16 protein-coding genes are annotated in these 21,313 nt (G+C 70.9%); 4 read left to right on the top strand and 12 right to left on the bottom strand.

The genetic code is table 11. From position 1 onward, the window contains the following. Positions 1–61 precede the first annotated feature (61 nt). A complete protein-coding gene (locus TSO352_RS18415) occupies positions 62–2,278 on the bottom strand; it encodes a tetratricopeptide repeat protein (RefSeq protein WP_109108746.1) in 2,217 nt (738 codons plus the stop codon). A gap of 96 nt (positions 2,279–2,374) precedes the next feature. Here TSO352_RS18415 and TSO352_RS18410 point away from each other — a divergent pair, with 96 nt between their 5' ends. Together TSO352_RS18410 and TSO352_RS18405 are read left to right on the top strand one after the other, a co-directional pair. Continuing rightward, entirely contained in the window at positions 2,375–3,256 is an 882-nt protein-coding gene (locus TSO352_RS18410) for a hypothetical protein (protein ID WP_109108745.1), read from the top strand. Between the two features lie 50 nt (positions 3,257–3,306). Continuing rightward, positions 3,307–4,398, top strand: coding sequence for a PA0069 family radical SAM protein (locus TSO352_RS18405; protein WP_109108744.1), 1,092 nt, complete (start codon positions 3,307–3,309; stop codon positions 4,396–4,398). A 60-nt stretch (positions 4,399–4,458) separates the two neighbouring features. Here the strand turns inward: TSO352_RS18405 and TSO352_RS18400 are convergent, their stop codons facing one another. Both TSO352_RS18400 and TSO352_RS18395 read right to left on the bottom strand, forming a co-directional pair. After that, positions 4,459–4,695, bottom strand: coding sequence for a hypothetical protein (locus TSO352_RS18400; RefSeq protein ID WP_109108743.1), 237 nt, complete (start codon positions 4,693–4,695; stop codon positions 4,459–4,461). Positions 4,696–4,929: 234 nt separating this feature from the next. After that, positions 4,930–6,567 carry a tetratricopeptide repeat protein gene (locus TSO352_RS18395; RefSeq protein ID WP_109108742.1) on the bottom strand — a complete coding sequence of 546 codons (1,638 nt, stop codon included), beginning with the start codon at positions 6,565–6,567 and terminating at the stop codon, positions 4,930–4,932. A gap of 173 nt (positions 6,568–6,740) precedes the next feature. Between TSO352_RS18395 and TSO352_RS18390 the strand changes: the two genes are divergently transcribed. Next, positions 6,741–8,342, top strand: a complete 1,602-nt coding sequence (locus TSO352_RS18390) for an adenosine deaminase (protein ID WP_109108741.1) — start codon at positions 6,741–6,743, stop codon at positions 8,340–8,342. Between the two features lie 22 nt (positions 8,343–8,364). Here TSO352_RS18390 and TSO352_RS18385 read toward each other — a convergent pair whose 3' ends face one another. The 8 genes from TSO352_RS18385 to TSO352_RS18350 form a co-directional block, all read right to left on the bottom strand. Beyond that, positions 8,365–9,513 (bottom strand): glycosyltransferase family 4 protein, encoded by a 1,149-nt coding sequence (locus TSO352_RS18385; RefSeq protein WP_109108740.1) that lies wholly within the window; start codon positions 9,511–9,513, stop codon positions 8,365–8,367. 2 nt (positions 9,514–9,515) lie between these two features. Next, positions 9,516–10,769 carry a glycosyltransferase family 4 protein gene (locus TSO352_RS18380; RefSeq protein ID WP_109108739.1) on the bottom strand — a complete coding sequence of 418 codons (1,254 nt, stop codon included), beginning with the start codon at positions 10,767–10,769 and terminating at the stop codon, positions 9,516–9,518. After that, a complete protein-coding gene (locus TSO352_RS18375) occupies positions 10,766–12,061 on the bottom strand; it encodes a glycosyltransferase family 4 protein (RefSeq protein ID WP_109108738.1) in 1,296 nt (431 codons plus the stop codon). Before TSO352_RS18375 ends, TSO352_RS18380 begins: the two co-directional genes overlap by 4 nt. 5 nt (positions 12,062–12,066) lie before the next feature. Further along, positions 12,067–13,038 (bottom strand): GDP-L-fucose synthase, encoded by a 972-nt coding sequence (locus TSO352_RS18370; protein ID WP_109108737.1) that lies wholly within the window; start codon positions 13,036–13,038, stop codon positions 12,067–12,069. A 173-nt stretch (positions 13,039–13,211) separates the two neighbouring features. Then, positions 13,212–14,207, bottom strand: coding sequence for an SDR family NAD(P)-dependent oxidoreductase (locus TSO352_RS18365; RefSeq protein WP_109108736.1), 996 nt, complete (start codon positions 14,205–14,207; stop codon positions 13,212–13,214). Positions 14,208–14,234: 27 nt separating this feature from the next. Next, positions 14,235–15,590, bottom strand: a complete 1,356-nt coding sequence (locus TSO352_RS18360) for a nucleotide sugar dehydrogenase (protein WP_109108735.1) — start codon at positions 15,588–15,590, stop codon at positions 14,235–14,237. Positions 15,591–15,963: 373 nt separating this feature from the next. Further along, on the bottom strand, positions 15,964–17,427 hold the full coding sequence (locus TSO352_RS18355; RefSeq protein ID WP_109108734.1) for a flippase: 1,464 nt from the start codon (positions 17,425–17,427) through the stop codon (positions 15,964–15,966). Positions 17,428–17,536: 109 nt separating this feature from the next. Next, entirely contained in the window at positions 17,537–19,699 is a 2,163-nt protein-coding gene (locus TSO352_RS18350) for a polysaccharide biosynthesis tyrosine autokinase (protein WP_247872237.1), read from the bottom strand. Between the two features lie 390 nt (positions 19,700–20,089). On the opposite strand from TSO352_RS18350, the gene TSO352_RS18345 reads away from it, so the two are divergent. Continuing rightward, positions 20,090–20,773, top strand: a complete 684-nt coding sequence (locus tag TSO352_RS18345) for a Crp/Fnr family transcriptional regulator (protein WP_109108732.1) — start codon at positions 20,090–20,092, stop codon at positions 20,771–20,773. Positions 20,774–20,999: 226 nt separating this feature from the next. Here the strand turns inward: TSO352_RS18345 and TSO352_RS18335 are convergent, their stop codons facing one another. Further along, entirely contained in the window at positions 21,000–21,209 is a 210-nt protein-coding gene (locus tag TSO352_RS18335) for an addiction module protein (RefSeq protein WP_109108731.1), read from the bottom strand. Between the last annotated feature and the right edge of the window lie 104 nt (positions 21,210–21,313).

Raw genomic sequence — 21,313 nt, 5'->3', positions numbered from 1 at the left:
GACGGAACCGCGCAAGCATAAAGATATCTTTATGTATGTTGGGTATGCTGCGGAGCCATCGTCACTCCCACAGCACCGGGCTGCCCCAGGGATCGAAGGGGACCAGCCGCCGCAGCCGGCGGTCTGGCCGGACGAACAGCCGCGCCTGCGGGTTCAGCATCGCCGCCGTGACCGAGAAGGAGCTGTTGGAGACGGCCAGCGCGTCGGCCCGCGACAGCAGCCAATGGTCGAGGAAGAACTCCGCCCCCGGCAGCGGATCGCCCAGGGCATCGGCGCAGACCGGGTGGTAGGCGGCGAAGCGCGACGCCAGCTCCGGCGCGTCGGTGGCGAGGTAGAGCACCGGTCGCTCCAGCGTCGGCCACAGCGCCGCCAGCCAGTCGAGATACCAGGCCTCCGGCGCGATCCAGAAGCGGTCGCCGCCGAAATCGCCGCGGCGCAGGTGGATGGCCACCACCGTCCGCCCGCCATCCCGCAGAGCCGCCAGCGCTGCCTCGGCCCGCGCCGCAACCGGTCCGGCGGGGGTGAACAGGCGGCGGAACAGCGCCCGGTGCGGCGCCAGCGCCGTGGTGTCGCCGCAGAAATAGCCGACGACGTCGCGCCCGGCGCAAGCGTCCGACCGCCCATCCAGCGCCGCCGCGACATCGAGGTCGCCTTCCAGCAGCACCGGCAGCGGCGGACCCGGCAGCGGATCGTCCAATCCGTATAGCGTCCGCCCGATCCAGTCCGGCACCTCCAACTCCAGCCCCAGCCGCCCGGCGCAGGCCCGCAGGGTGCCGTATTGCAGCAACTGGTTGCCGAACCGCCCGTCCTGGCCAAGCCGGCTCGCCATCAACCGCCCGCCCGCTCCCACCGTGGCGGTGCGCGACGGCGGCGCGGCGCCGACCGCCCGGCGCAGCAGCAGGATCGAGCGCCGGGTGAAGGCGGCGCCGACGCCGGGGGTGCGGCGGATGACGCGGTCGTAGGCGGCCAGCGCCGCCGCCTCGTTGCCCAGCGCCTCCTCGGCGGCCCCGGCCAGCAGCAGGCCGGCCGGCGTATCCGGTCGCAGACGCAAGGCCCGGCGCGCCAGCCGCAACGCCTCATCCGCTGCGCCGTTGCGCAGGCGGACACGGCCGAGCGCCGCCCAGCCCTCCGCGTCGGCGGGGGAGGCGGCCAGCGCGCGACGCAGCCGGGGGCCGGCGCCGCTCCCGCCCAGGCTCTCAAGCGCCTGCCCAAGCTGTGACAGCGCCGCCGGGTCGCCGGGCCGCAGGCGCAAGGCGCGCTCCAGCAGCGGACGGGCGGCGTCGGCGGCGTGACGCAGCGACAGCGCGGAGCCAAGATTCAGCAGCAACTCCACCGACGACGGGTCGAGCGCCAACCCGCGCTGTGCGGTGGTGACGGCGGCCAGCGGCTGTTCCGCCGCCAACTGCGCGGCGCAGAGATTGACCCGCTGGCCGGCATCGTCGGGCAGCACGGCCGCCGCCCGGCGCGCGGCGGTGATGGTCGCGGCGGCCATCCCGGACGGTTGGGCGATGGACAGGTTGCCCCAGCCGGCGGCGCTGGCCGGCTCCAGCGCCAGGAAGGCGCGGTAGGCGGCCGCGGCCGCGGCGCCGGCGCCGGACCGCTGCAAGGCCAGCGCCCGCACCAGCCGCGCCGTCGCTTCGACCGGTCCGGCCAGCACGGCGCGGCGGGCGGCGGCGGCGGCCTCTGCCGGCCGGTCGAGCGCCGACCAGCATTCCGCCTCCAGCAGGCCGGCGCGCTGGACCGTCGGGTCGAGCCGGCCCGCCGCCCGCGCCGCCCGCGCCGCCTCGGGCAGCCGGCCTTCCCCCATCGCGCAGAGCGCGAGGTCGAAGGCGGCGGTCAGGCTGTCGGGGGCAAGCGCCAGCGCGCGGCGGTAGAGCGCCGCCGCGGCGACCGGCTGCCCGGCGTCAAAGGCGCGCTCGGCCAGCCCGCGCAGCAGCGGCGCCAGCAACGCCGCCGCTTCCTCGCCATCCGGCTGACGGGTGAGCGCCGCGATCAGGCTGTGCGCCGCCGCCTCGTCGCGGCCCAGCGCCTGCAGAATCCGGCCGCGGGTCAGGTGGTAGGCCGGCGCCGTCGAATCGGCGGCCAGCGCGGCGTCGACCCGGACCAGCCCGGCCTCCGCCCGCCCGGTCTGGGCCAGCAGCAGCCCCAGCAGGTGGTTGGCGTCGGCGTGGCCGGGCACCGCGGCCAGGATGCGCCCGTACAGCCGTTCCGCCTGCTCCAGCCGGCCGGCCAGATGGTGATCGAGGGCGGCCGAGACGGCTTGCGCGACGGTGGCCATGGGGCGGGCTGTATCCTTACCGGGGCGGTGCCGACGTGGCGGCGGTTGCCGGGCCATGGTAAGACATCCGCCGCCAGTGCGGGAGGACGCAAAACCATGCCAGCGGACACGGAGATCGGTCTCCTGCGCTACAACAGCCTGCCGCCGCTGTTCCCGCATGTGCTGGACCTGCCGGAGGACCATTACCGGCGCGCCGGGGTCACCCGGCTGCACAATCACGACCGGCTGGACGTCGGCTCGATCAGGCCGGGCGACCTGATCTTCGTGAAGACCGACGGGCTGTCCGCCTTCACCAAGGCGCTGGCCCACATCCCGGTGCCGTTCGGACTGGTGACCGGCATCAGCGACACCACCCCGCATGACTTCGCCGATCTGGCGAAGGACGAGCGCGTGGTGTCGTGGAGCGGCGCCAACCTGCCGCTCTGGTCGGACAAGATCCTGCAACTGCCCATCGGCTTCACCGAACGGGAGCGGCCGCACGGCGACCAGACGGCGATCCTCGCCGCCGTCGGTGGGCTGCCGTGGGACGAACGGCCGATCGACGTCCTGCTGACCGCCATGGCCGACACCGCCCCGGAACGCCACGCCATCCCGACCGCGGGCGTCCACCGCTGCGAGGAGCGGCTGGGCTACGCCGATTACCTGCGCCTGCTCGGCCGTTCCCGCTATGTGATCTGCCCGCGCGGGCACGGCGTCGACACGCTGCGTTTCTGGGAAACGCTGGCGGTCGGCGCCGTGCCGGTGGTGCGGACCAGCATCCTCGACCCGCTGTACCGCGCGTGCGGCGGGCTGATCGTCGACGACTGGGCGGAGATGCAGGACCGCATCGCCGCCCACCGCGCGTCCGGTGACGGCCCGGCCGGCCGCGACCGGGCGCTCGCCGCCTTCGCCGCGCGCGACGGCGTCTTCTTCATCAAGAGCTGGGAGCGGCGCATCCGCGACCACCACGCCCGCCTGATGGCCGCCCGCAAGCTGTAGGGCTCTTTTGTTCTCTTTACGTTCCACCCCGCCACGGCTAAGCTGCGGGCATGGACGAGATACAGCGACCGCCGATGAAGGGCCGGGGGGCGGTCAGCAACGCGACCGGCCGGTACGAGCGCGACACCCGTGTCCTGACCGACGACGGGTGGAGCGGCGACGGCTGGGGCGGCAACGAGGCGTTGTCCGATCCCATCCGCACCATCGTCGCCGCCGCCTCGGCCAGGTCGATCATCACCCGCAACCAGTCGCCCGATGTCGCCTTCGACCAGTCGGTGAACCCCTACCAGGGGTGCGAGCATGCCTGCATCTACTGCTTCGCCCGGCCGACCCACGCCTATCTCGGCCTGTCGCCTGGGCTGGATTTCGAGACGCGGCTGTTCGCCAAGCGCAACGCGGCGGAGCTGCTGGCCAAGGAGCTGCGGGCGAAATCCTACGTCTGCCAGCCGCTGGCGCTGGGCGCCAACACCGACCCCTACCAGCCGATCGAACGGACGGAGGGCATCACCCGGCGCGTGCTGGAGGTCTGCCGCGATTTCCGCCAGCCGGTCTGCCTGATCACCAAGTCGGCGCTGGTGCTGCGCGACCTCGATATTCTGGCGCCGATGGCGGCCGACGGGCTGGCGACGGTCAGCCTGTCGGTGACGACGCTGGACCGCGAACTGGCCCGCGTGATGGAGCCGCGGGCCAGCACGCCGGGCCGCCGGATCGACGCCATCCGCGCGCTGAACGACGCCGGCGTGCCGGTGTCGGTGCTGGCCAGCCCGATGATCCCGGCGCTGAACGACCACGAGCTGGAAGCGATCCTGGAGGCAGCCGTGGCGGCCGGGGCGACCGGCGCCAGCTACATCCTGCTGCGCCTGCCGCTGGAGATCGCCGACCTGTTCGAGGAATGGCTGCGCGTCCACGCCCCCAACCGCGCCGACCGCGTGCTGAGCCTGATGCGGCAGAGCCGCGACGGCGCGCTCTACCGTTCCGGCTTCGGCACACGGATGAAAGGCAGCGGCCCTTACGCGGAGCTGCTGCGCGGCCGCTTCGCGATCGCCTGCAAGAGACTGGGGCTGGGCGGGCGCCACTGGCAACTCGACTGCAGCCGCTTCCGCCCGCCGCCGGCAGCGGGCGACCAGTTGTCGCTGCTGTGAGGCGGTTCTCGTCCCGGTGAAGGCAGCAGGCGACGGGCGAGATCCGACAGCGCCCGAGGATCAGGAGCGCCGGAACATCCGCGCCCAGGGCGCCGACGTTTCCGTCGTCTTCGGCAGGTCGGACAGGGTCAGGCGGCCGGTCGCCAGCATCGCCATCACCAGCGCCGGATGGGCGGGGCCGCTGGCGGCGGCGTCATGGTCGGTCTTGCCTGTGCGATCGGCCTCGCCCGCGCCGGAATCGTCGTTCAGCGCTTCATTGATGCGGGCGAAGGCTTCGATGTCCTTGATGTGCAGCATGGTCCGTGTCCCTCGGCTTCGGCATTTGTGCGTCGCAGCAAAAACGAAGGTAACAGCTCTGCCCTCGAATGCTCTCATGGTGCGGCGCTTTGACGCGGCCCCGCGTTCAGCGGGCCGGCTCGCGGTCCGCCAGCATAAGCCCGAAGCCGACGACGAAGAAAGCCGGAACCGCCCCCATACCCCCGTTGCGAAGGCCGCAGGAGGCGACGACGCGGGCGGAGAGTGCCCGGCCGCTCACCCGTCGATCCCGAAGGAGATCTGGTTGCTGTCGTAGCGGGCGACGACGCGCAGGCGGTCGCCGGCCAGCAGGGTGATCGGCTTTTCCAGGAAGATCATCGCCTGCTTCCACGGGTTGGTGCGGGCGCGGCTTTCCGACTTGTAGACGACCGCGTCGTCCATCACGAGGTCGAACCAGAAGGCGACGCCGTGGCAGGTGCCGGCGGTGGTGACGGTCACGTCGATCACACGCCTGCCCTCTTCCGGCATGTTGCGGGTGAAGTCGAAGTCCAGCGCGGTGAAGGGCTTGGACAGCGGCGTGTGGGCGTCGGCGCCGAGGTCGATCCGCTGGCAGCCGGGCGAGCGGAAGACGTCGAAGCTCTCCATGTCGAAGCCGTCGATGCACTGCACCGGGTTGATGCGCGCCAGCTCCGGCGTCTCGACCAGCATGGCGTGGATGGTGGAGGCGCGCGGGATGATGACGCCGCCCGGCTTCACCAGATGGGTACGGGCGTGCCGCAGCACCGACAGCATGCGCGGGGTCAGCATGCCGGTGTCGACCAGCTCCGACACGAAGACGTCGGCCTTCTCCGGCAGGTCGCGGCCCTCGCCCACCGTCAGCTGGGTCGACGGGCGCGGCACCACGTCGATGCGGTCGGCGTAGCCGTTGCGCGCCACCGTTTCCTTGGCGACGCGGGCCAGGATCGGGTTGGCCTCGCAGGTCACCACCGTCTTCGCCCCGGCGCGCGCCGCCATCATGGCGACGATGCCCGACCCGGTGCCGATCTCCAGCACCAGCGACTCCGGCGTCACCGCCCGTTCCAGCGACCGCCTGTACGCCTCGTGCCGCTCGACATCGTTGATCATCGGCAGATGCCGGCCGGGCACCGCGTTCGAATAGATCAGCCGGCGGGTGGCGCGGACCATCGGGTGGTCGGGGGCCTGCCCGTGCGCCGCCTCGATCGCGTCGATGGCGTCGGCGGCGCGGCCGAGGCCCTGCAGCGCATGGGCCAGCCCGACCTGCGCCGGGATGAAGCGCGACGCGGCGGCCAGCACGATGCGGAACTCCGCCTCCGCCTCCTCCAGCCGGCCACGGGTCGACAGCAGCTCCGCCAGGCTGTAATGCACGTCGAGATAGTCGGGCACCTGCTCCAGCGCGCTGCGGAAATGGCGTTCCGCCTCGTCCGGCTCGCCCAGGTCGCGCAGGGTGGCGGCCAGGAAATGATGCATCTCCGGCGCGTTCGGCCGGAGGTCGAGCGCGGTGCGGAAGCAGTCCGCCGCCTCATCCAGCCGGCCCTGCGCCTTCAGGGCGTTGCCCAGGTTGCCGTGCAGTTCGGGCAGCCGCGGGTTGATCGCCAGACCGGCGCGGAACGCCTCCTCCGCCTCCGCCGGGCGGTCCTGCTGGAAAAGCAGGCTGCCGCGGCTGTTGTGGAAGGACGGGTCGTTCCCATTCTCGGCGATCGCCTCGGCAAACAGATCCAGCGCGGTGTCGGGCTGATCGGTGTAGGCGGCGACCAGCCCCAGCAGATGCAGCGCCCCGGCGTTGTGCGGGTCGGTCGCCAGGATCGCGCGGCACGCCTCTTCCGCCCCCGCCAGATCGTTGCTGCGGAAACGCTGGGCCGCGTCGATCACGGTGGGGGTCGGCGTGTCGGTCATCGCGGCTGCTCCGGATCGGCGGTAACACGAAAAGTCACGGCACCATACCGGGAATTGCCGGGGGGCTACAGCCTTTCGATCCTCCCGCGGGTCGATCCGACGGTGCGGCCGGTTGCGTGAGCGCGATTATCACGCCATGGATTCACGCAAAAGGCGATCAGGGGGCTGCGGCCATGACGGAGACTGGAAAGACACGAACGACGCCACGGCCCCTGCGGGTCGGACTGGCCGGCCCCCTGGCGGCGGCGCTGCTGCTGGCCGGCTGCGCCACCGCCGACCGGAGCGGGATGTTGGCGGCCGACGGCGGCACGGTCACGGCCGACCTCGCCGATTCGGCGGCGGCCCGGCGGTTCGAGACGGTGCGGCACGACCCGCCGCGGCTGCGCGCCTTCCTCTACCGGATGCCGAAGGGCGCCGACCTGCACAGCCACCTGACCGGCGCGGTCTATGCGGAAAGCTATCTGCGGATGGCGGCGGCGGCCGGCCTGTGCTTCGACACCAAGGCCAAGGGCCTGACGGCGCCGACCGCCAAGGCGCCCTGCGGCGACGCGGCCTCCACCCGGCCCAGCGCCACGGCGGTGATCGCCGACAGCGTGCTGTACCCGGTGGCGCTCGACGCGCTGTCGACCCGCGACGCCCTGCCGCTGTCGGGCTACAGCCTGCACGACCAGTTCTTCGCCACCTTCGGCCGCTTCCGCGCGGCGACCGCCTCCACCGGCGACCTGCTGGCCGAGGTGGTGGACCGCGCCGGCCGCCAGGGCGAGCGGCATGTCGAGCTGATGGTGTCCTTCGGCACCGGCCCGGCCGCCGACATCGGCAAGGCGCAGGGCTGGACGCCGCAATCCGCCGCCGACCTGCCGGCCACCGCCGACCGGCTGACCGCCGCCGGCCTGCTCGCCCTGGTCCCGGCGGCGCGGGCGGAAATCGACGCGGCGGAGGCGCGCATGCGCGGCCTGCTGAACTGCGGCACGCCGGCGGCGCGGCCGGGCTGCGCGGTGTCGGTGCGCTACCTCCAGCAGGTGGCGCGCACCCAGGCGCCCGGGCCGGTCTTCGCCACCACCCTGTTCAACGCCCTGCTCCAGGCGCAGGACCCGCGGGTGGTCGGCCTGAACTTCGTGGCGCCGGAGGATAACCCGGTGGCGCTGGCCGACTACGACCTGCACATGCGGATGATCGCCGAGGCGAAGCGCCGCAGCCCCGGGACCAACGTGGCGCTGCACGCCGGCGAGCTGACGCTGGGCCTCGTCCCGCCGGAACAATTGCGCGACCACATCCGCAAGGCGGTGGAGATCGCCGGCGCCCAGCGCATCGGCCACGGCGTCGACGTGATGTACGAGGATGATCCGCAGGGCCTGCTGCGGCTGATGGCCGACCGCAAGGTAGCGGTCGAGATCAACCTGACCAGCAACGACAAGATCCTGGGCGTGGCCGGCAAGGCCCACCCCTGGCCGGTCTACCGCGCCGCCCGGGTGCCGACGGTGCTGTCGACCGACGACGAGGGCGTCAGCCGCATCGACCTGACCAACGAGCTGCAACGCGCGGTGGAGGAGTTCGGCCTCGGCTACGCCGACCTCGTCGGTCTGGCGCGGGCCAGCCTGGAGCACAGCTTCCTGCCCGGCGCCAGCCTGTGGTCCGCCCCCGGCTGCACGCCCTCCCGGCAAGATGGCGGCGCATGCCGCACGGCGGTCGAGGGCAGCGAGAAGGCCCGGGCGCAATGGTCGCTGGAAGAGGCGCTGCGCCGCTTCGACCGCGAGGCGGCCGACGGCGCGATGTGATGGAGGCGCGGTGTAACGGCGGCTATCCCACCACCCGCCGTTTCGGGCGCACCGGCGCGGCGGCGGCGGCCGGGTGGGGGCCGGCGATGCAGTCCAGCAGCAGGTCCAGGCCGGTGCGGCTGGTCTCATAGGCGACGCGGGCGCGGGTCAGGGTCTGGGCGGCGGCGGCGGCCAGCGCCTCGCGGTCGTCGGCCCAGGCCGCCAGGATCGGCAGCGCCGCCTTGACGAAGTCGGTGTCCTGCGGCACCAGCCCTTCCGCCGGAATGTCGGAGCCGATGCAGCCGCGCTCGTAGGCCAGCACCGGCACGCCGGCAGCCATCGCCTCGAACAGGACCAGCGGCTGCGCCTCGTTGCGGTAGCGGGTCGGGAAGACGAAGACGTCGATGTCGCGGTAGAACGCCTCCTTCGCGGCGCCGTCGACCGGGCCGTGATACTCGACCGCGCCGTCGAAGGCCATCAGCCCGGCGGCGATCATCGCGTTGTCCTGCGGCCGCAGGCCGGGACCGGCCAGCACCAGCGTGGCGTCGACGCCCTCGACCTGGAGGGCGCGCAGCAGGGCGAACATGGTGTCCAGCCCCTTGTCGGTGCACAGGTTCGACAGGTGGCCGATGCGCAGCGGGCCGCTGCGCCGCCGGTGCAGGCCGGCGTCAGGAATGGAGAAGATGGCGTTGGACATCGTCATGCAGGTGCGCGCCGCCGGGTAGATCGACTGGAAGCGCATCTGCATCGCCGGGCACAGCAGCACATGGGTGCAGTCGGCCCCGGCGATCCGGGTCAGCAGCCGCATCCGCCAGGTCGGCTTGGCGATGGTGGCGAAGGAATGGTGGTGCAGCACCCGCTCGTACCCCAGCAGCCGCGCCGTCCCGGCCAGCGCCGCGGTGTAGAGCGCGCCCCAGCCCGAATCGACCGGCATGTAGAAGCGGCGGTCGGGCGCCCCCAGCCCGCCGAACAGCCGGCCGACCGCCCCCAGAACGCGCCCGGCCTTGCGCAGGTGGTAGGCGGCGCCGCCGCCGTTCCAGCCCGGCGACAGATCGGCCACCTCGATCCGGCCGCGCCCCCGCAGCCGGTCCCGCAGACGGTCGAGCACCAGTGCGGTCACCCGGCTCATCCCGTCCACCGGCGGCGGCAGCCGACCCGAGACGACCACATGGGTTCGCGCATTCCGTTCCATCGTCAACTCCCGGTCAGGGCCGCCCCGGTGGGTCGGCCGCGGCGGCCGGCCTCCGGTTCGGCAGAAAACTCAGACGCATACTCGGACGCAAACTCGGCATCGTTGGCGCGTTCCACCTTGGGACCGCCCAGCGCCACCACCGCCTTCTCCACCGAGGAGGCGAAGAAGCTGGCGTCGGCCAGCGCCTGGAAGGGCCGCCCGTTCAGGCTGAGGCGGCGCCATTCGTCCTCGTCCGCCGCCACCGACAGCATGTAGCGCGCCAGCCCTTCCGGGTTGTCCGGCTCGACGATGTGGCCGTTCAGCCCGCTGCGGATCAGCACGTCGCGCGCCCCGCACTGGTCGGACAGGATGGTCGGCACGCCCATCGCCAGAGCCTCGTTCACCACCAGGCCGAACTGCTCCTCCAGCGAGGGCAGCAGCAGGCACAAGGTTGAACCCAGCGTTTCGGCGATCCCCTTTTCCTGGAGGAAACCACGGAAGATGATCGACCCGTCCAGCCCGCGCCGCGTCACCTCGGCCCGCAGATCGGCCTCCAGGGGGCCGGAACCGCAGAGGTGCAGCGGACGGGCGGCCGGGCCGGCCAGCCGCCGGTAAATGTCGTAGGCTTCGACCGCCCGGAACAAGTTCTTCTTCGGGACGAAGCGCGCGATGATGGTGAAGTGACGGTCGGCGAAGGGTACTCCACCCGGGGCCGGCTCCATTCCGGACAGCCGGCGGATGCGGTCCAGCGACAGCGTGTCGTACCCGATATAGAGCCTGTCCTTCGGGAGTCCCAACAGGCGGAAGTAATCCACCGTGCGGTGGCTGCCGCCGATGCCGGCCTGATAGGGGGCGTAGAAGACGCTCTTGACCATCTCCCGCCACAGCACGCGCGGCTTGTCGTCGTATTTGGACGCGTTCATGTTGATGACCTTGCGCCCCAGCAGCCGCATGGTCAGCGCCAGCGCGAAGACGTCCGGATCCTCGTAATGGCAGAGGAAGACGTAACGGGCATCGACCCGGCGGCATTCGCGCAGCAGGGCGCGGTAGACCGCGGCCCGGGACAGGTCGGCCTTGGACCGGCCGGGGAACAGGGTGATCTTGCGGAAATTCTGCCCGGTCCCGGTGCTGTCCCAGGCGTAGGTGTGCGACTTCGACCCGACCTCCAGCCCGATCACGTCGTAGAGGTGGCCGAGCCGGCGGCCGACCGCCTCCAGCCGGTCCATGTGATAGGGGCCGAACATCTCCCAACTGAAGACCAGCGCGGGCTTCTTCATGGCGTGTCTCCCAAGAGAAGGCGAGCGTAGCGGTCGAGCGCGACGGCGCGGGTGGCGTTGCCTTCCACCCAGGCGCGGCCGCGGCGGCCCATCGCGGTGGCGCGGGCGGGGTCGGACAGCAGCGCCGCCACCGCCGCGGCCATCGCCTGGGGCTGTTCGGGCGGGGTGCAGAGGAAGGCGCCGACCTGCGCCTCCAGCACCGCCAGCGCCGAGCCGGGCAGGCAGGTGCTGACGAAGGGCCGGCCGGCGGCGAGGATGGTCACCGCCTTGCCGGGCATGGCGAAGGCCGCGCCCTCCGGCCGTTGCGGCACGAGGTGGACGTCACCGGCCGCCATCGCCTCGTTCAACTGCTCCTTGGGCGCCAGCGGCTGGAAGGTGACGTTGGTCAGGCCGAGCGTCCGGGCCTGGGCCTTCAGCTCCTCCTCCAGGCCGCCCTGGCCGCGCAGCATCACCCGCGCCTCCGGCATCAGGGTGGCGAGGTGGCCGGCCATCTCCAGCACCTGCTCCAGCCCCTGCTTGCGGGCGAAGGCGCCGCTGTAGAGCGCGGTCGGCGGATGGTCGGGGCGCGGCAGCGGGTGAACCGCGTCGGCGTCGACGTGCGGCGGGATCACGAAAATGGGCTTGGTAACGCCCAGCTCCTCCAGCACGCCGCGCATCGGCTCCGACAGCACGACGATGGCGTCGGCGCGGTTCAGCGCCGTCCGCTCCATCGCGCGGATCGCCTTGACCGCCGCCTTGCCGCCCATCCCCAGCGCCCCGGCGAGGCCGGACTGGATGTCGTGGACGATGGCGACGTGGCGGCCGCCGGGCACGGTGAAGCGGTCGGCCAGCGCCACCGACAGGATCGACGGGCAGAGCGACAGCACCGCCGTGTGGCGGCCGACCCGGCCGCGGGCCAGCGCCGCGGCGAAGCCGGCGTGCAGCACGCCCTCATGCAGCAGCCGGGCCTTCATCCCGCCGCCGGCCGGCGGGATGGTCGGCAGCCGTTCGATCAGCACGCCGTCCACCGTCATCCGGTCGCGCGATCCGTCGGCGTAGCCGTCATAGACCTTGTTGCCGGGATAGTTGGGGCGCGCGGTCAGCACGGTGGTCTCGGTCCCCGCCTCGGCGAAGGCGGTGGCGAGGTCGGTCATCATCGGCGCGCTGCCGGCCGGCTCCGGCCAATAGCTCTGCGCCACCAGCAGCAGCTCCTCCGGTACGGAGACGGCGGCTGCGGGGCTGGCGCTGACCGGTCGGCTGTCGGCAGGCCGGTCTCGGGCCGGCTGCCGCATTTGGATGGAGTCATCCGGCATCGGCTCTACTCCGCAGCCTGGGGGGCGGCCTGGGCGGCGACCGCCGGGGGAGCGGCGTTCTCCAGGAACCAGGCGTAGGTGCGACGCAGCCCCTCATCCAGCCCGACCTTGGGCCGCCAACCGGTGGCGAACAGGCGCGAGACGTCCATCAGCTTGCGCGGGTGGCCGTCGGGCTTGCTCAGGTCGTGGCTCAGCGTGCCGGGGTAGCCGACGGTGTCGCAGATCTTCGCCGCGAGGTCGGCGATGGCGATGTCGTCGCCGGGGCCGACGTTGATGATCTCCTCGCTGTCGTAATGATCCATCAGATGCAGGCAGGCGTCCGCCATGTCGTCGACATAGAGGAACTCGCGCCGCGGCGTGCCGGTGCCCCACAGCGTGACGGTCGGGTCGCCGGCCAGCTTGGCGTCGTGGAAGCGGCGGATCATGCCGGGCAGCGCGTGTGACGTTTCGGGATCGAAATGATCACCGGGACCGTACAGGTTCGACGGCATGGCGCAGATGGCGTTGAAGCCGTACTGGCGCCGGTAGGCCTGGCACATGGTGATGCCGGCGATCTTGGCGACGGCGTAGGGCTTGTTGCTCGGCTCCATCGGGCCGGACAGCAGCGCCTCCTCCTTGATCGGCTGCTCGGCGTGCTTGGGATAGAGGCAGGACGAGCCGAGGAACAGCAGCTTGCTAACGCCGGCGCGCCAGGCGGCGTCGATGACGTTGCTTTGGATCAGAAGGTTGTCGCGGATGAAATCGCCTCCGAAACGATCGTTGGCGAGGATGCCGCCGACCTTCGCCGCGGCGAGGATCACCTGGTCGATCCCCTCACGGTCGAAGAAGGCGCGCACCGCGGCCTGGTCGGTGAGGTCGAGCTGCGAGCGGTCGCGGAACACGAGGTCGCTGTGCCCCGCCTCCGTCAGCCGCCGCAGAATGGCGGAGCCGACGAGGCCCCGGTGGCCGGCGACGAAGATTCGGCTGTTGCGGTCCATGCGGGCCGTCTCCTTAAGATCTTGTGCGAGCACTTGCCGCCGATTGCCCCCACCTAACCTCCCCCGCTCTCGCAGGGGAGGGAGACAGGCGCTTTGTCGGCGCTCCAGCGGCAGTCCCTCCCCCGCGAGAGCGGGGGAGGTTAGGTGGGGGTCTAACGCCCCCGAATGACGCCCTACTCCGCCGCCTGCCCCATGCGCCCCAGTTCCGCCCGCGCGCGGTCGGCGTACCACTTCACCACCTCCGGCAGACCGGCGGACAGCGGGATGCGCGGCGCGAAGCCGAGGGCTTGCAGCTTGGCGATGTCGGGGCTGCGGCGGTCGGTGCCGCCGGGGGCGGCCGGGCCGGGGACGATCTGCGCGTCGCGGCCCAGGCAGGCGACCGTCCGGCGGGCGAGGTCGGCGATGGTGACCTCCTCCGGATTGCCGATGTGGTAGATGCCGAGATGCTCGCCCTTGTCGACCACCGTCACGATGCCGTCGATGGCGTCGTCGATGTGGACGAAGGCGCGGGTCTGGCCGCCGTCGCCCTGGATCGGGAAGGGCACCGCCCCATTCGGATGGCGGGCGATCGCCTCCACCGCGCGGCGGGAGAATTCGGGAACGACGTGCTCCCACCCCATGTCGGGGCCGTAGACGTTGTGCGGGCGGAAGATCGCCACGCGGTCGAAGCCGCTGCGGCCCCAGTTGATCGCCAGCAGCTCCGAGATCAGCTTGGAGCCGCCGTAGCTGTAGCGGGCGTTCAGCACGTCCGGCACCACCAGCGGCACCTCTTCCGGCGTCGGCACGGTGGGCGGGGTCTGGTAGGCCTCCGACGACGAGGCGACAACGAGGTCGCCGACGCCGTCGGCGCGGCAGGCGTCCAGCACGTTCAGCATGCCGCGCACGCCGACGTCCAGCACCACCTCCGGCTTCTCGTAGAAATGCTTGGTGCCGTTGACGGCGGCCAGATGCAGCACGCCGTCGACGCCGCGGACGGCGTCGCGCACCGCTGCGGGGTCGCGGATGTCGCCCTGGACGAACTCGACGTCGTCCAGCACGCCGGCAAGCCGTCCGGTGTGGCCGCGCGAGTTGTCGTCGAGCACGCGGACACGGTGGCCGTCGCGGACCAGCCGGTGGACCAGCGCCGCGCCGATGAAGCCGCTGCCGCCGGTGACGAGATAGTGTTTCATAGACAAGGTTCTCCTTGGACCGCCGGCTCAGGCGACGTGGGCGTAGCGGGCGGCGCCGTGGCTGCCGAGCGCGACGTAGGCGGTGCCGTCCGGCAGGTCGACGTCGCGGCTGTTGAAGTTGTTCCAGAAGTCGTAGATCACCCCCGGCCGGTCCATCCGCTGGGCCAGATCGGGCAGCGGCATCGAGGTGAAGACCGGGTGGTTGTTCAGGATCACCGCCAGGTTGGCGCCGGCCACCGCGTCAGCCATGTTGGCCGCCGGCTCCAGCCCGAAGGAGCGGATGTCGTCCGGCCGCACCACGGCGTCGAAGCCGCGCAGCCGGGCGGTGGGGAAGCGCTGGCGCAGCTCCTCCAGCACCGGCTTGGCCATCGTGCCGCGCAGGTCGTCGGTGGCCGGCCGGCCCTTGAAGGCGAGGCCCATCAGGCTGATGGTCGGCGCCGACGGGAAGCCCTGCATCGAATGGGCGAGCTTGCCCAGGAAGTCGGCGACCTCGACCGGCTGGCCTTCGTTGACGCGGCGGCCGGCGGCGGTGATCGCCATCTCCACCCCGACCTCGCGCGCCGCCTCGATCAGGATGTGGGGGTCCTTCTCCAGGCAGGGGCCGCCGACCGGACCGGGCAGCGGCAGGTTGGTGCGCGGGTAGCCCAGCTTGCCGGCACGCGCCACCTCGACCGCCGAGATCTCCATGGCGTTGCACAGCTTCGCGATCTCGTTGGAGAAGGCGAAGGTGACGTCGCGGTAGGTGTTGTCGACCAGCTTGATCAGCTCCGCCGTCTCCAGCGTCGAGACCTTGACGGTGGTCGGCGTCAGGAAGCCGAAGATCTGCGCGGCGCGCGTCGCCACGTCCAGGCTTTCGGCGCCGATGATCTGCGGCAGCTGGTTCAACTCGATCAGCGCCTGGCCTTCCAGCGTGCGTTCCGGGCAGAAGGCGATGTCGAACTGCTTGCCGGTCGCCCGCAGGATCGGCGCCACCACGTTGCGGGTCGTCCCCAGCTTCACGGTGGAGCGCAGGATGACGAGGTCGCCGTCGTGCAGGCTGGCGGCGACCTGCCGGGTCGCCGCCTCGATCATGTCGGTGCGGACCCGGCCGTCCTTGGCCAGCGGCGTGCCGACCGTGATGATGAAGACGCTGGCCTTCGCGCAATCCTCATGGGACCGGCTGAAGGTGAAGCGGCCGCGCGTCATGACGTGTCGCAGCTTTTCCGTCAGACCCGGCTCGTGAAAGTGCGGGTCGCCCTGGCCGAGCTTGTCGAGCACGTCCTGCCGCACCTCGACCCCATGCACCTGGAAGCCGGCGTCCGCCATCGCGACCGCCAGCGTCAGGCCGACATAGCCGAGGCCGAGAACGCAGACGTTGCGATCGGAAAAAGTCTTGGGAAGCATCGTCGCTCCTGCGGTTGCTGATGACCCGCCGCTTCCGGCGGGCCGCCTTTGAGTGTCGAAGACGCCCTCTAGTGTCACGCCCCCGGTGCCGAAGCCGCCCGTCCGGCCGGAGGCGCGAACGGGGAAACCTCGGAATTTGAAATTGTTTTCTAAATGTCTCTTCGCCGTAACGCTGAAGTACCTCGTTTCCGGCGTTGTGCAGCGCGAAGTGTTTCAGAAACCATGGTCCTATGAAAAGACTATGATTGCCGTGCACGCCGGTATTAAGAGTACTAACCCCCGCCGCTATCAAATGAATGCTTGGAGGCACCAACAGAAACGTTCGGAAGTGGTACAAGTGGAGCAATCGTCAATCCTGTAACCTTACGCGGACTCAGGCCGTGGCGCTGGTCAGCCGGCGCAGCCTTTTGGGCCGCACCAGACCGATCATCACCGCGACCGCCGCATAGACCGCGACGATCACAACGGCACCCATCAGGAAATGGACCAGCGCCGGCGTGCGCTCGAACAGCGGGGCAGCGATGCGGTCGAGCCCCTGCGAGGCGGCGACGGCCGCCCCGGCGCACAGCAGCGCCCGCGCCGCGATGCCGCCATACAGCTCGCCCACCGCCTGCCGGTGGATCCAGGCGATGGCGACGGTGGCCGCCAGCTCGGCGCTGAAGGTGGCCATGGCGGCGCCCTCGATGCCGTAGCGGGGGATCCACCAGACGTTCAGCAGCGCGTTCAGCGCCCCGCCCGACAGCATGGCGACCATGTAGCCGGTCTGCCGGTGCCAGACGAGCAGCGGGTTGCCCAGGATCATGTTGGCGTAGACCACGGCCGAGGCGAGCATCAGCAGCCGCAGCGCCAGCGTCGCCGGGGCGTAGGCCTCGCCGAACAGGGTGCCCAGCACCGACGGCGCCAGCGCGAAGCCCCCGGCGATGACCAGCCCGCCGACCGCCAGCATCACCGAGGCGTAGGCGCGCATCCGGTCGCGCATCGGCCCGAGTTCGCCATAGGCGGCGGCCAATTGCGGCAGGAAGGCGTTCATCACGATGTTGCCGACGAGATTGGCCAGTGTCTGGATCTTCACCGCGGCGCTGTACCAGCCGACCTCGGTGTGCGGGGCCAGGAAGCCCAGCATGACGACGTCGAGATGGGTGAAGATCGCCCAGGCGAAGACGCCGACCGCCATCGGCGTCGCCGCGGTCAGGATGTCGCGCCAGATCTTCAGATCGATCCTCGGGCGCAGATGGCCGAAGTCGCGGCGGAAGCGGCCGATCATCACCAGGGCGTTGACGGTGATCGACCCGCCGGTGATGGCGGCGGCGATGACGGCGTCCTCGGGGCCGCGCACCAGCAGGAACACCAGCAGCATCGAGCCGATCGATGTGCCGATCTCCCGCGTGGCGATCACTCCCATCCGCTCCGTCGCCTGATAAACAAAGTCGAGCACCAAAGCGTTCCCGAGAAGCTGCACCGCCTGGACCAGCAGCACCGCTTTCATCGCCGCCGGGCGGTCGAGCGACAGGATGAAGGCGGCGTAGAGCCCGCCGACCACCAGCGCCAGCACGGTGCGCAGGGTCAGCACATGCTCCGACAGCTCGGCCGCCCGCTCGGCATGGTCGGGGGAGTCGCGGTCACGCGCGATCTCGCGGATGGCGTAGGTGGACAGGCCCATGTTCACGAACAGCGCCGCGTAGGCCATCAGCGACGTGCCGAATCCCAACACGCCGAAGCTGTCCGGCCCCAGAACCCGGGCGGTCCAGGCGGCGGTGACCAGCCCGCTCGCCATCGTCGCCATCTTCGCGGCGGCAAGAGCACGGATGTTCTGGAAGATGCGGCGGCCAGCGGTCATTCATAGGCTCACGGGTGGTGGAAACATCATGAAACGGGTCGTAAAACGCCCTCTCCCGCGATCGACGGACCGGCGGTCCGCCGAGGGCGGGAGAGGGACAGACAACAGCTCAGTTCGCGTAGTACCGGCGGTAGCCGTGGTAGCGGCCGCTGTCGGGGAACTCGTACTGGGCGTGGCGGCGGGTATCGACCTGGCTGAACAGGACGCCGACCACCTCGCCGCCGGCCTCGACCACCTCCTTCAGGCCGGCCATGGCGGTGCCGCGCTTGGTCATGCCCCAGCGGACGATGAAGACCGTCTGGTCGGCCAGCGCCGCCAGCAGCTTGCCCTCCGACACCGCCAGGACCGGCGGCGAGTCGATCACGATGCGGTCGTAGTCGACCGACAGGCGCGACAGCAGCTGCTGCATCCGCGACGAGCCCAGCGTGTCCTGCGGCAGCGTCCGGCCGTGGCCGGCGGTGATGACGTGCAGGCCGGTGCGCTGGTCGACCTGGACCACCTCCTCCAGCGCCGCGGTGCCGGCGAGCACCTCGGTCAGGCCGCGGTTGTTGGACAGGCCCAACATGTCGTGCAGGCTCTTCCGCCGCAGGTCGCAGTCGACCAGGATCGTCCGCTGGCCGGCGTTGGCGCAGGTGCGGGCGAAGGCCGCGGCGATGGAGCTCTTGCCCTCGCCGGGGACGGAGGAGCTGAACAGGATCACCCGGTGCCGCCCGTCGGGATTGGCGAGCAGCAGCGAGGTGCGCAGGTTCTGCATCGATTCGGCGAAGGCGGAGATCGGCTTGTCGACGATGTAGCCGGCCGGCGCCCCACCGAAGCGCGGGATGCGCGGAACGATGCCCAGGCTGCGCACCCCGGTGGCCAGTTCGAACTGGTGCGGGCTGCGGAAGCCGCTGTCGGCCCGTTCGCGCAGCATCGCCAGCAGCACGCCCAGCGTGCCCGACACCACCAGGGCCAGCAGGACGATCAGCTTGCGGTTGGGCTGCGACGGATCGAGCGGGATGGACGCCTCCGACACGACGCGGGCGTCGGGCTGGCGGATGTCGCTCTGCGCCGCGATCTGCTGCGACCGGGTCAGCAGCGATTCGTACATCGCCTGGGCGGTGCTGGCGTCGCGTTCCAGGGTGCGGAGGCCGACGGTGGCCTGCGACTGCTCGTTCTGCTTGGATTCGAGCTGGTCCAGGTTGGTCTTCAGCGCCCGCTCGCGGCCCTTCGCCAGTTCCACCTCGTTGCCGAGGTTGCTGACGATCTTGCCGACGTCCGTCTTCATCTGGCCCTGCAGGTCGCGCAACTGGCTTTGCAGCGCCTGCAGCATCGGGTGCTTGGTGCCGTAGCGGTTGGTGGCGTCGGCGATCTGCCGCTGCAGGTCGACCTCGCGTTCCCGCAGCGCCTGGATCAGCGGCGAGCCCAGCACGTCGCCGACCGCCGACACGCCGCGCGGCGAGTTGGCCAGCGTGGTTACCTCGCGCAGCTTCGCTTCCGCCTCCTGCCGCTTGGACCGCGCCAGCATGTAGTCGGTGTTGAGCGCGCTCAACTGCTGGGTGACCACGGTGCTCTCGTTGGTCGAGGCGGTCAGCCCGTTCTGCGACCGGTAGCGTTCGACCGCGTCGCCGGTGGTCTGCGCCTCCTTGCGCAGGTCGGTGATGCGTTCCTCCAGCCACTGGGTGGCGCGCTTGGACGCCTTGAACTTCTCGTCGAGCTGGTCGACCAGATAGAGGTCGGCCATCGTGTTGGCGATCAGCGAGGCCTTGCGCGGATCCTCGCTGTCGAAGCTGACGGCGATGACGTAGGAGCGCCCCTGCGGCCGCACCGCGGTGTTGTCCAGCACGGCGTTGACCACGGCGGTGGTCTGGTTGCGCTCCACCTCCTCCGGCGACAGCGGCACGTCGCTGGTCTGGCGCCACGACGCCGGAACCCAATGGCGCGGGTTCAGCATGGCCAGCCAGCCGGCCAGGCCGGTGGGTTCGGGACGCAGCGCCGCGTTGAACTCCGGGTCCTTCATCAGGCCCAGCTTGGCCACCACCTTTTCGGCGAAGGCCGGGGATTTGAGGATGGCCACCTCGCTCTGCAGCGCGCTGATGTCGGGGGTCATGTCGGACACCACCCCCTCGAAATTGAGCACGGTGTTCTTGCGGTGCTCGACCATGATCAGGGTTTCGGCGGTGTAGAGCGGCGTCATCCGGAAGGCGGCCAGGGTTGCCAGCCCGGTGCCGAGCACGATCACCGTACCGATCAGCAGCTTGTGCCGGCGCAAGAGCCCGGTGGTCCGGCGCACCGCGCTCGCCGCGCTGGCGGAAAGATCGTAGGAGACGGAACCCGAACTCCGCCGCGATTCGGGGCTTTGACGACGGGGTTGTTCCTGAAGTTCCTGGGTGGCCAAAGGGTCCTCCTCGCGTAACGACCAGAAGCGCGGCCATAGGACCGACCGTTCGTCCGATCCACTGTTTGGCCGCCGCCCATCGACCAGAGGTCCAGGCGGCGGTCGGGGTCGGCGGTTCATCCGATTGGCTGAAACGCAGTGTTAGTCCAGCCGTTGCATCGCCCACCCAGTGCATGCGGCGAGCAATGGGCGCGCAGTGGGTAGCCTTCCTGGCCCTGCTGCAGTGCGGGATAGACGCCCGGTGTCCGGCCGGGGATAATGGGGTCATTCGAAAGGACAGGGGCCATGACGCTCGAACGGACCGGCTGGCCGGCGGAGATTCCGGCGCTTTTCCCGACGCTGGGCGGGCTGGACGCCGACGCCGAAGCGCTGCTGCGCCGGTCCGGCGCGCGGGTGACGCTGCCGCGCGGCACCGTGCTGTTCCGCGCCGGCGACCGCTGCCATACCTTCCTGATGGTGCTGGACGGGTCGGTCCGCGTGCAGATGACCTCGGAAAACGGGCGCGAGATCGTGCTCTACCGCGTCGCCCGCGGCGAGACCTGCATCGTCACCACCGCCTGCCTGCTGACCCACACCCCCTATGGCGCCGAGGCGGTCACGGAGAGCGAGGTCGACGCGATCGCCCTGTCGGCCGGCCCGTTCCACGAGTTGGTGGCGCGCTCCGGCGCCTTCCGCGACTTCGTCTTCGCGTCCTTCGGCACCCGGCTGACCGGCATGATGATGCTGGTCGAGGAGGTGGCGTTCGGCCGCGTCGACCTGCGGCTTGCCCGCTTCCTGGCCGAGCACCGCGACCCGGCCGGCGGCCTGGACACCACCCACCAGGCGTTGGCGGTAGAGCTTGGCACCGCGCGCGAAGTGGTGAGCCGCCAGTTGAAGGAGTTCGAGCGCCAGGGTTTCGTGGCCCTCGCCCGCGGCCGGATCGAGGTGCGCGACGCGGCGGCGCTGCTGGCGCTGGCGGAGGAGCGCTGAGATTGGACGGGGATCGGGGAGCGGACGGCTTCAGGTGGTGGGCCTGGACAACCGGCCCTGCCAACGCGACGGCCTGCGGCTGGTGTGGGCACAGGCGATCATGAACACCGCGTCCGGCTCGACGCGGAAAAAAAGCGGTCGCCCAATCCGAAGGCCCGGCTGTCGTACCACGCCTGTGCCTCGCGCAGATCGGCTTCGGCGTCAGGCAGGAAAAGAACGGGGAGGCTCACGCGTTGCGCGGGCGCAGTCGGGCACGCACGTCCGCCCACGGAACCGCCTGGGCGCGCGTTTCCGGAAAAGAGGCGTTGCGGCGGTCGAGTTCGGCTTTCATCCCCGCCGGGAGCGGAACCTCGGCATCATCGAGGCTGTCCAGCAGGTCCCCGGCCAGTTCCAGGCGCTCTTGCGGCGATAGGTGGCTGAAGTCGATCCTGGGCATGGAGGCTTCTCCGTGACGGAAGCCCAAAGATGGCACCGGCACGGACCCTTGTCGAGAAAGGCCGACGGACCGTAGCCGCGCCCTCTCCTGTGACTCCGTCACAG

The sequence above is a fragment of the Azospirillum sp. TSO35-2 genome (genome assembly GCF_003116095.1).
GTDB lineage: Bacteria > Pseudomonadota > Alphaproteobacteria > Azospirillales > Azospirillaceae > Azospirillum.
Note: the sequence above shows the minus strand (reverse complement) of the source record. Positions and strands in the feature narration are given on the sequence as shown.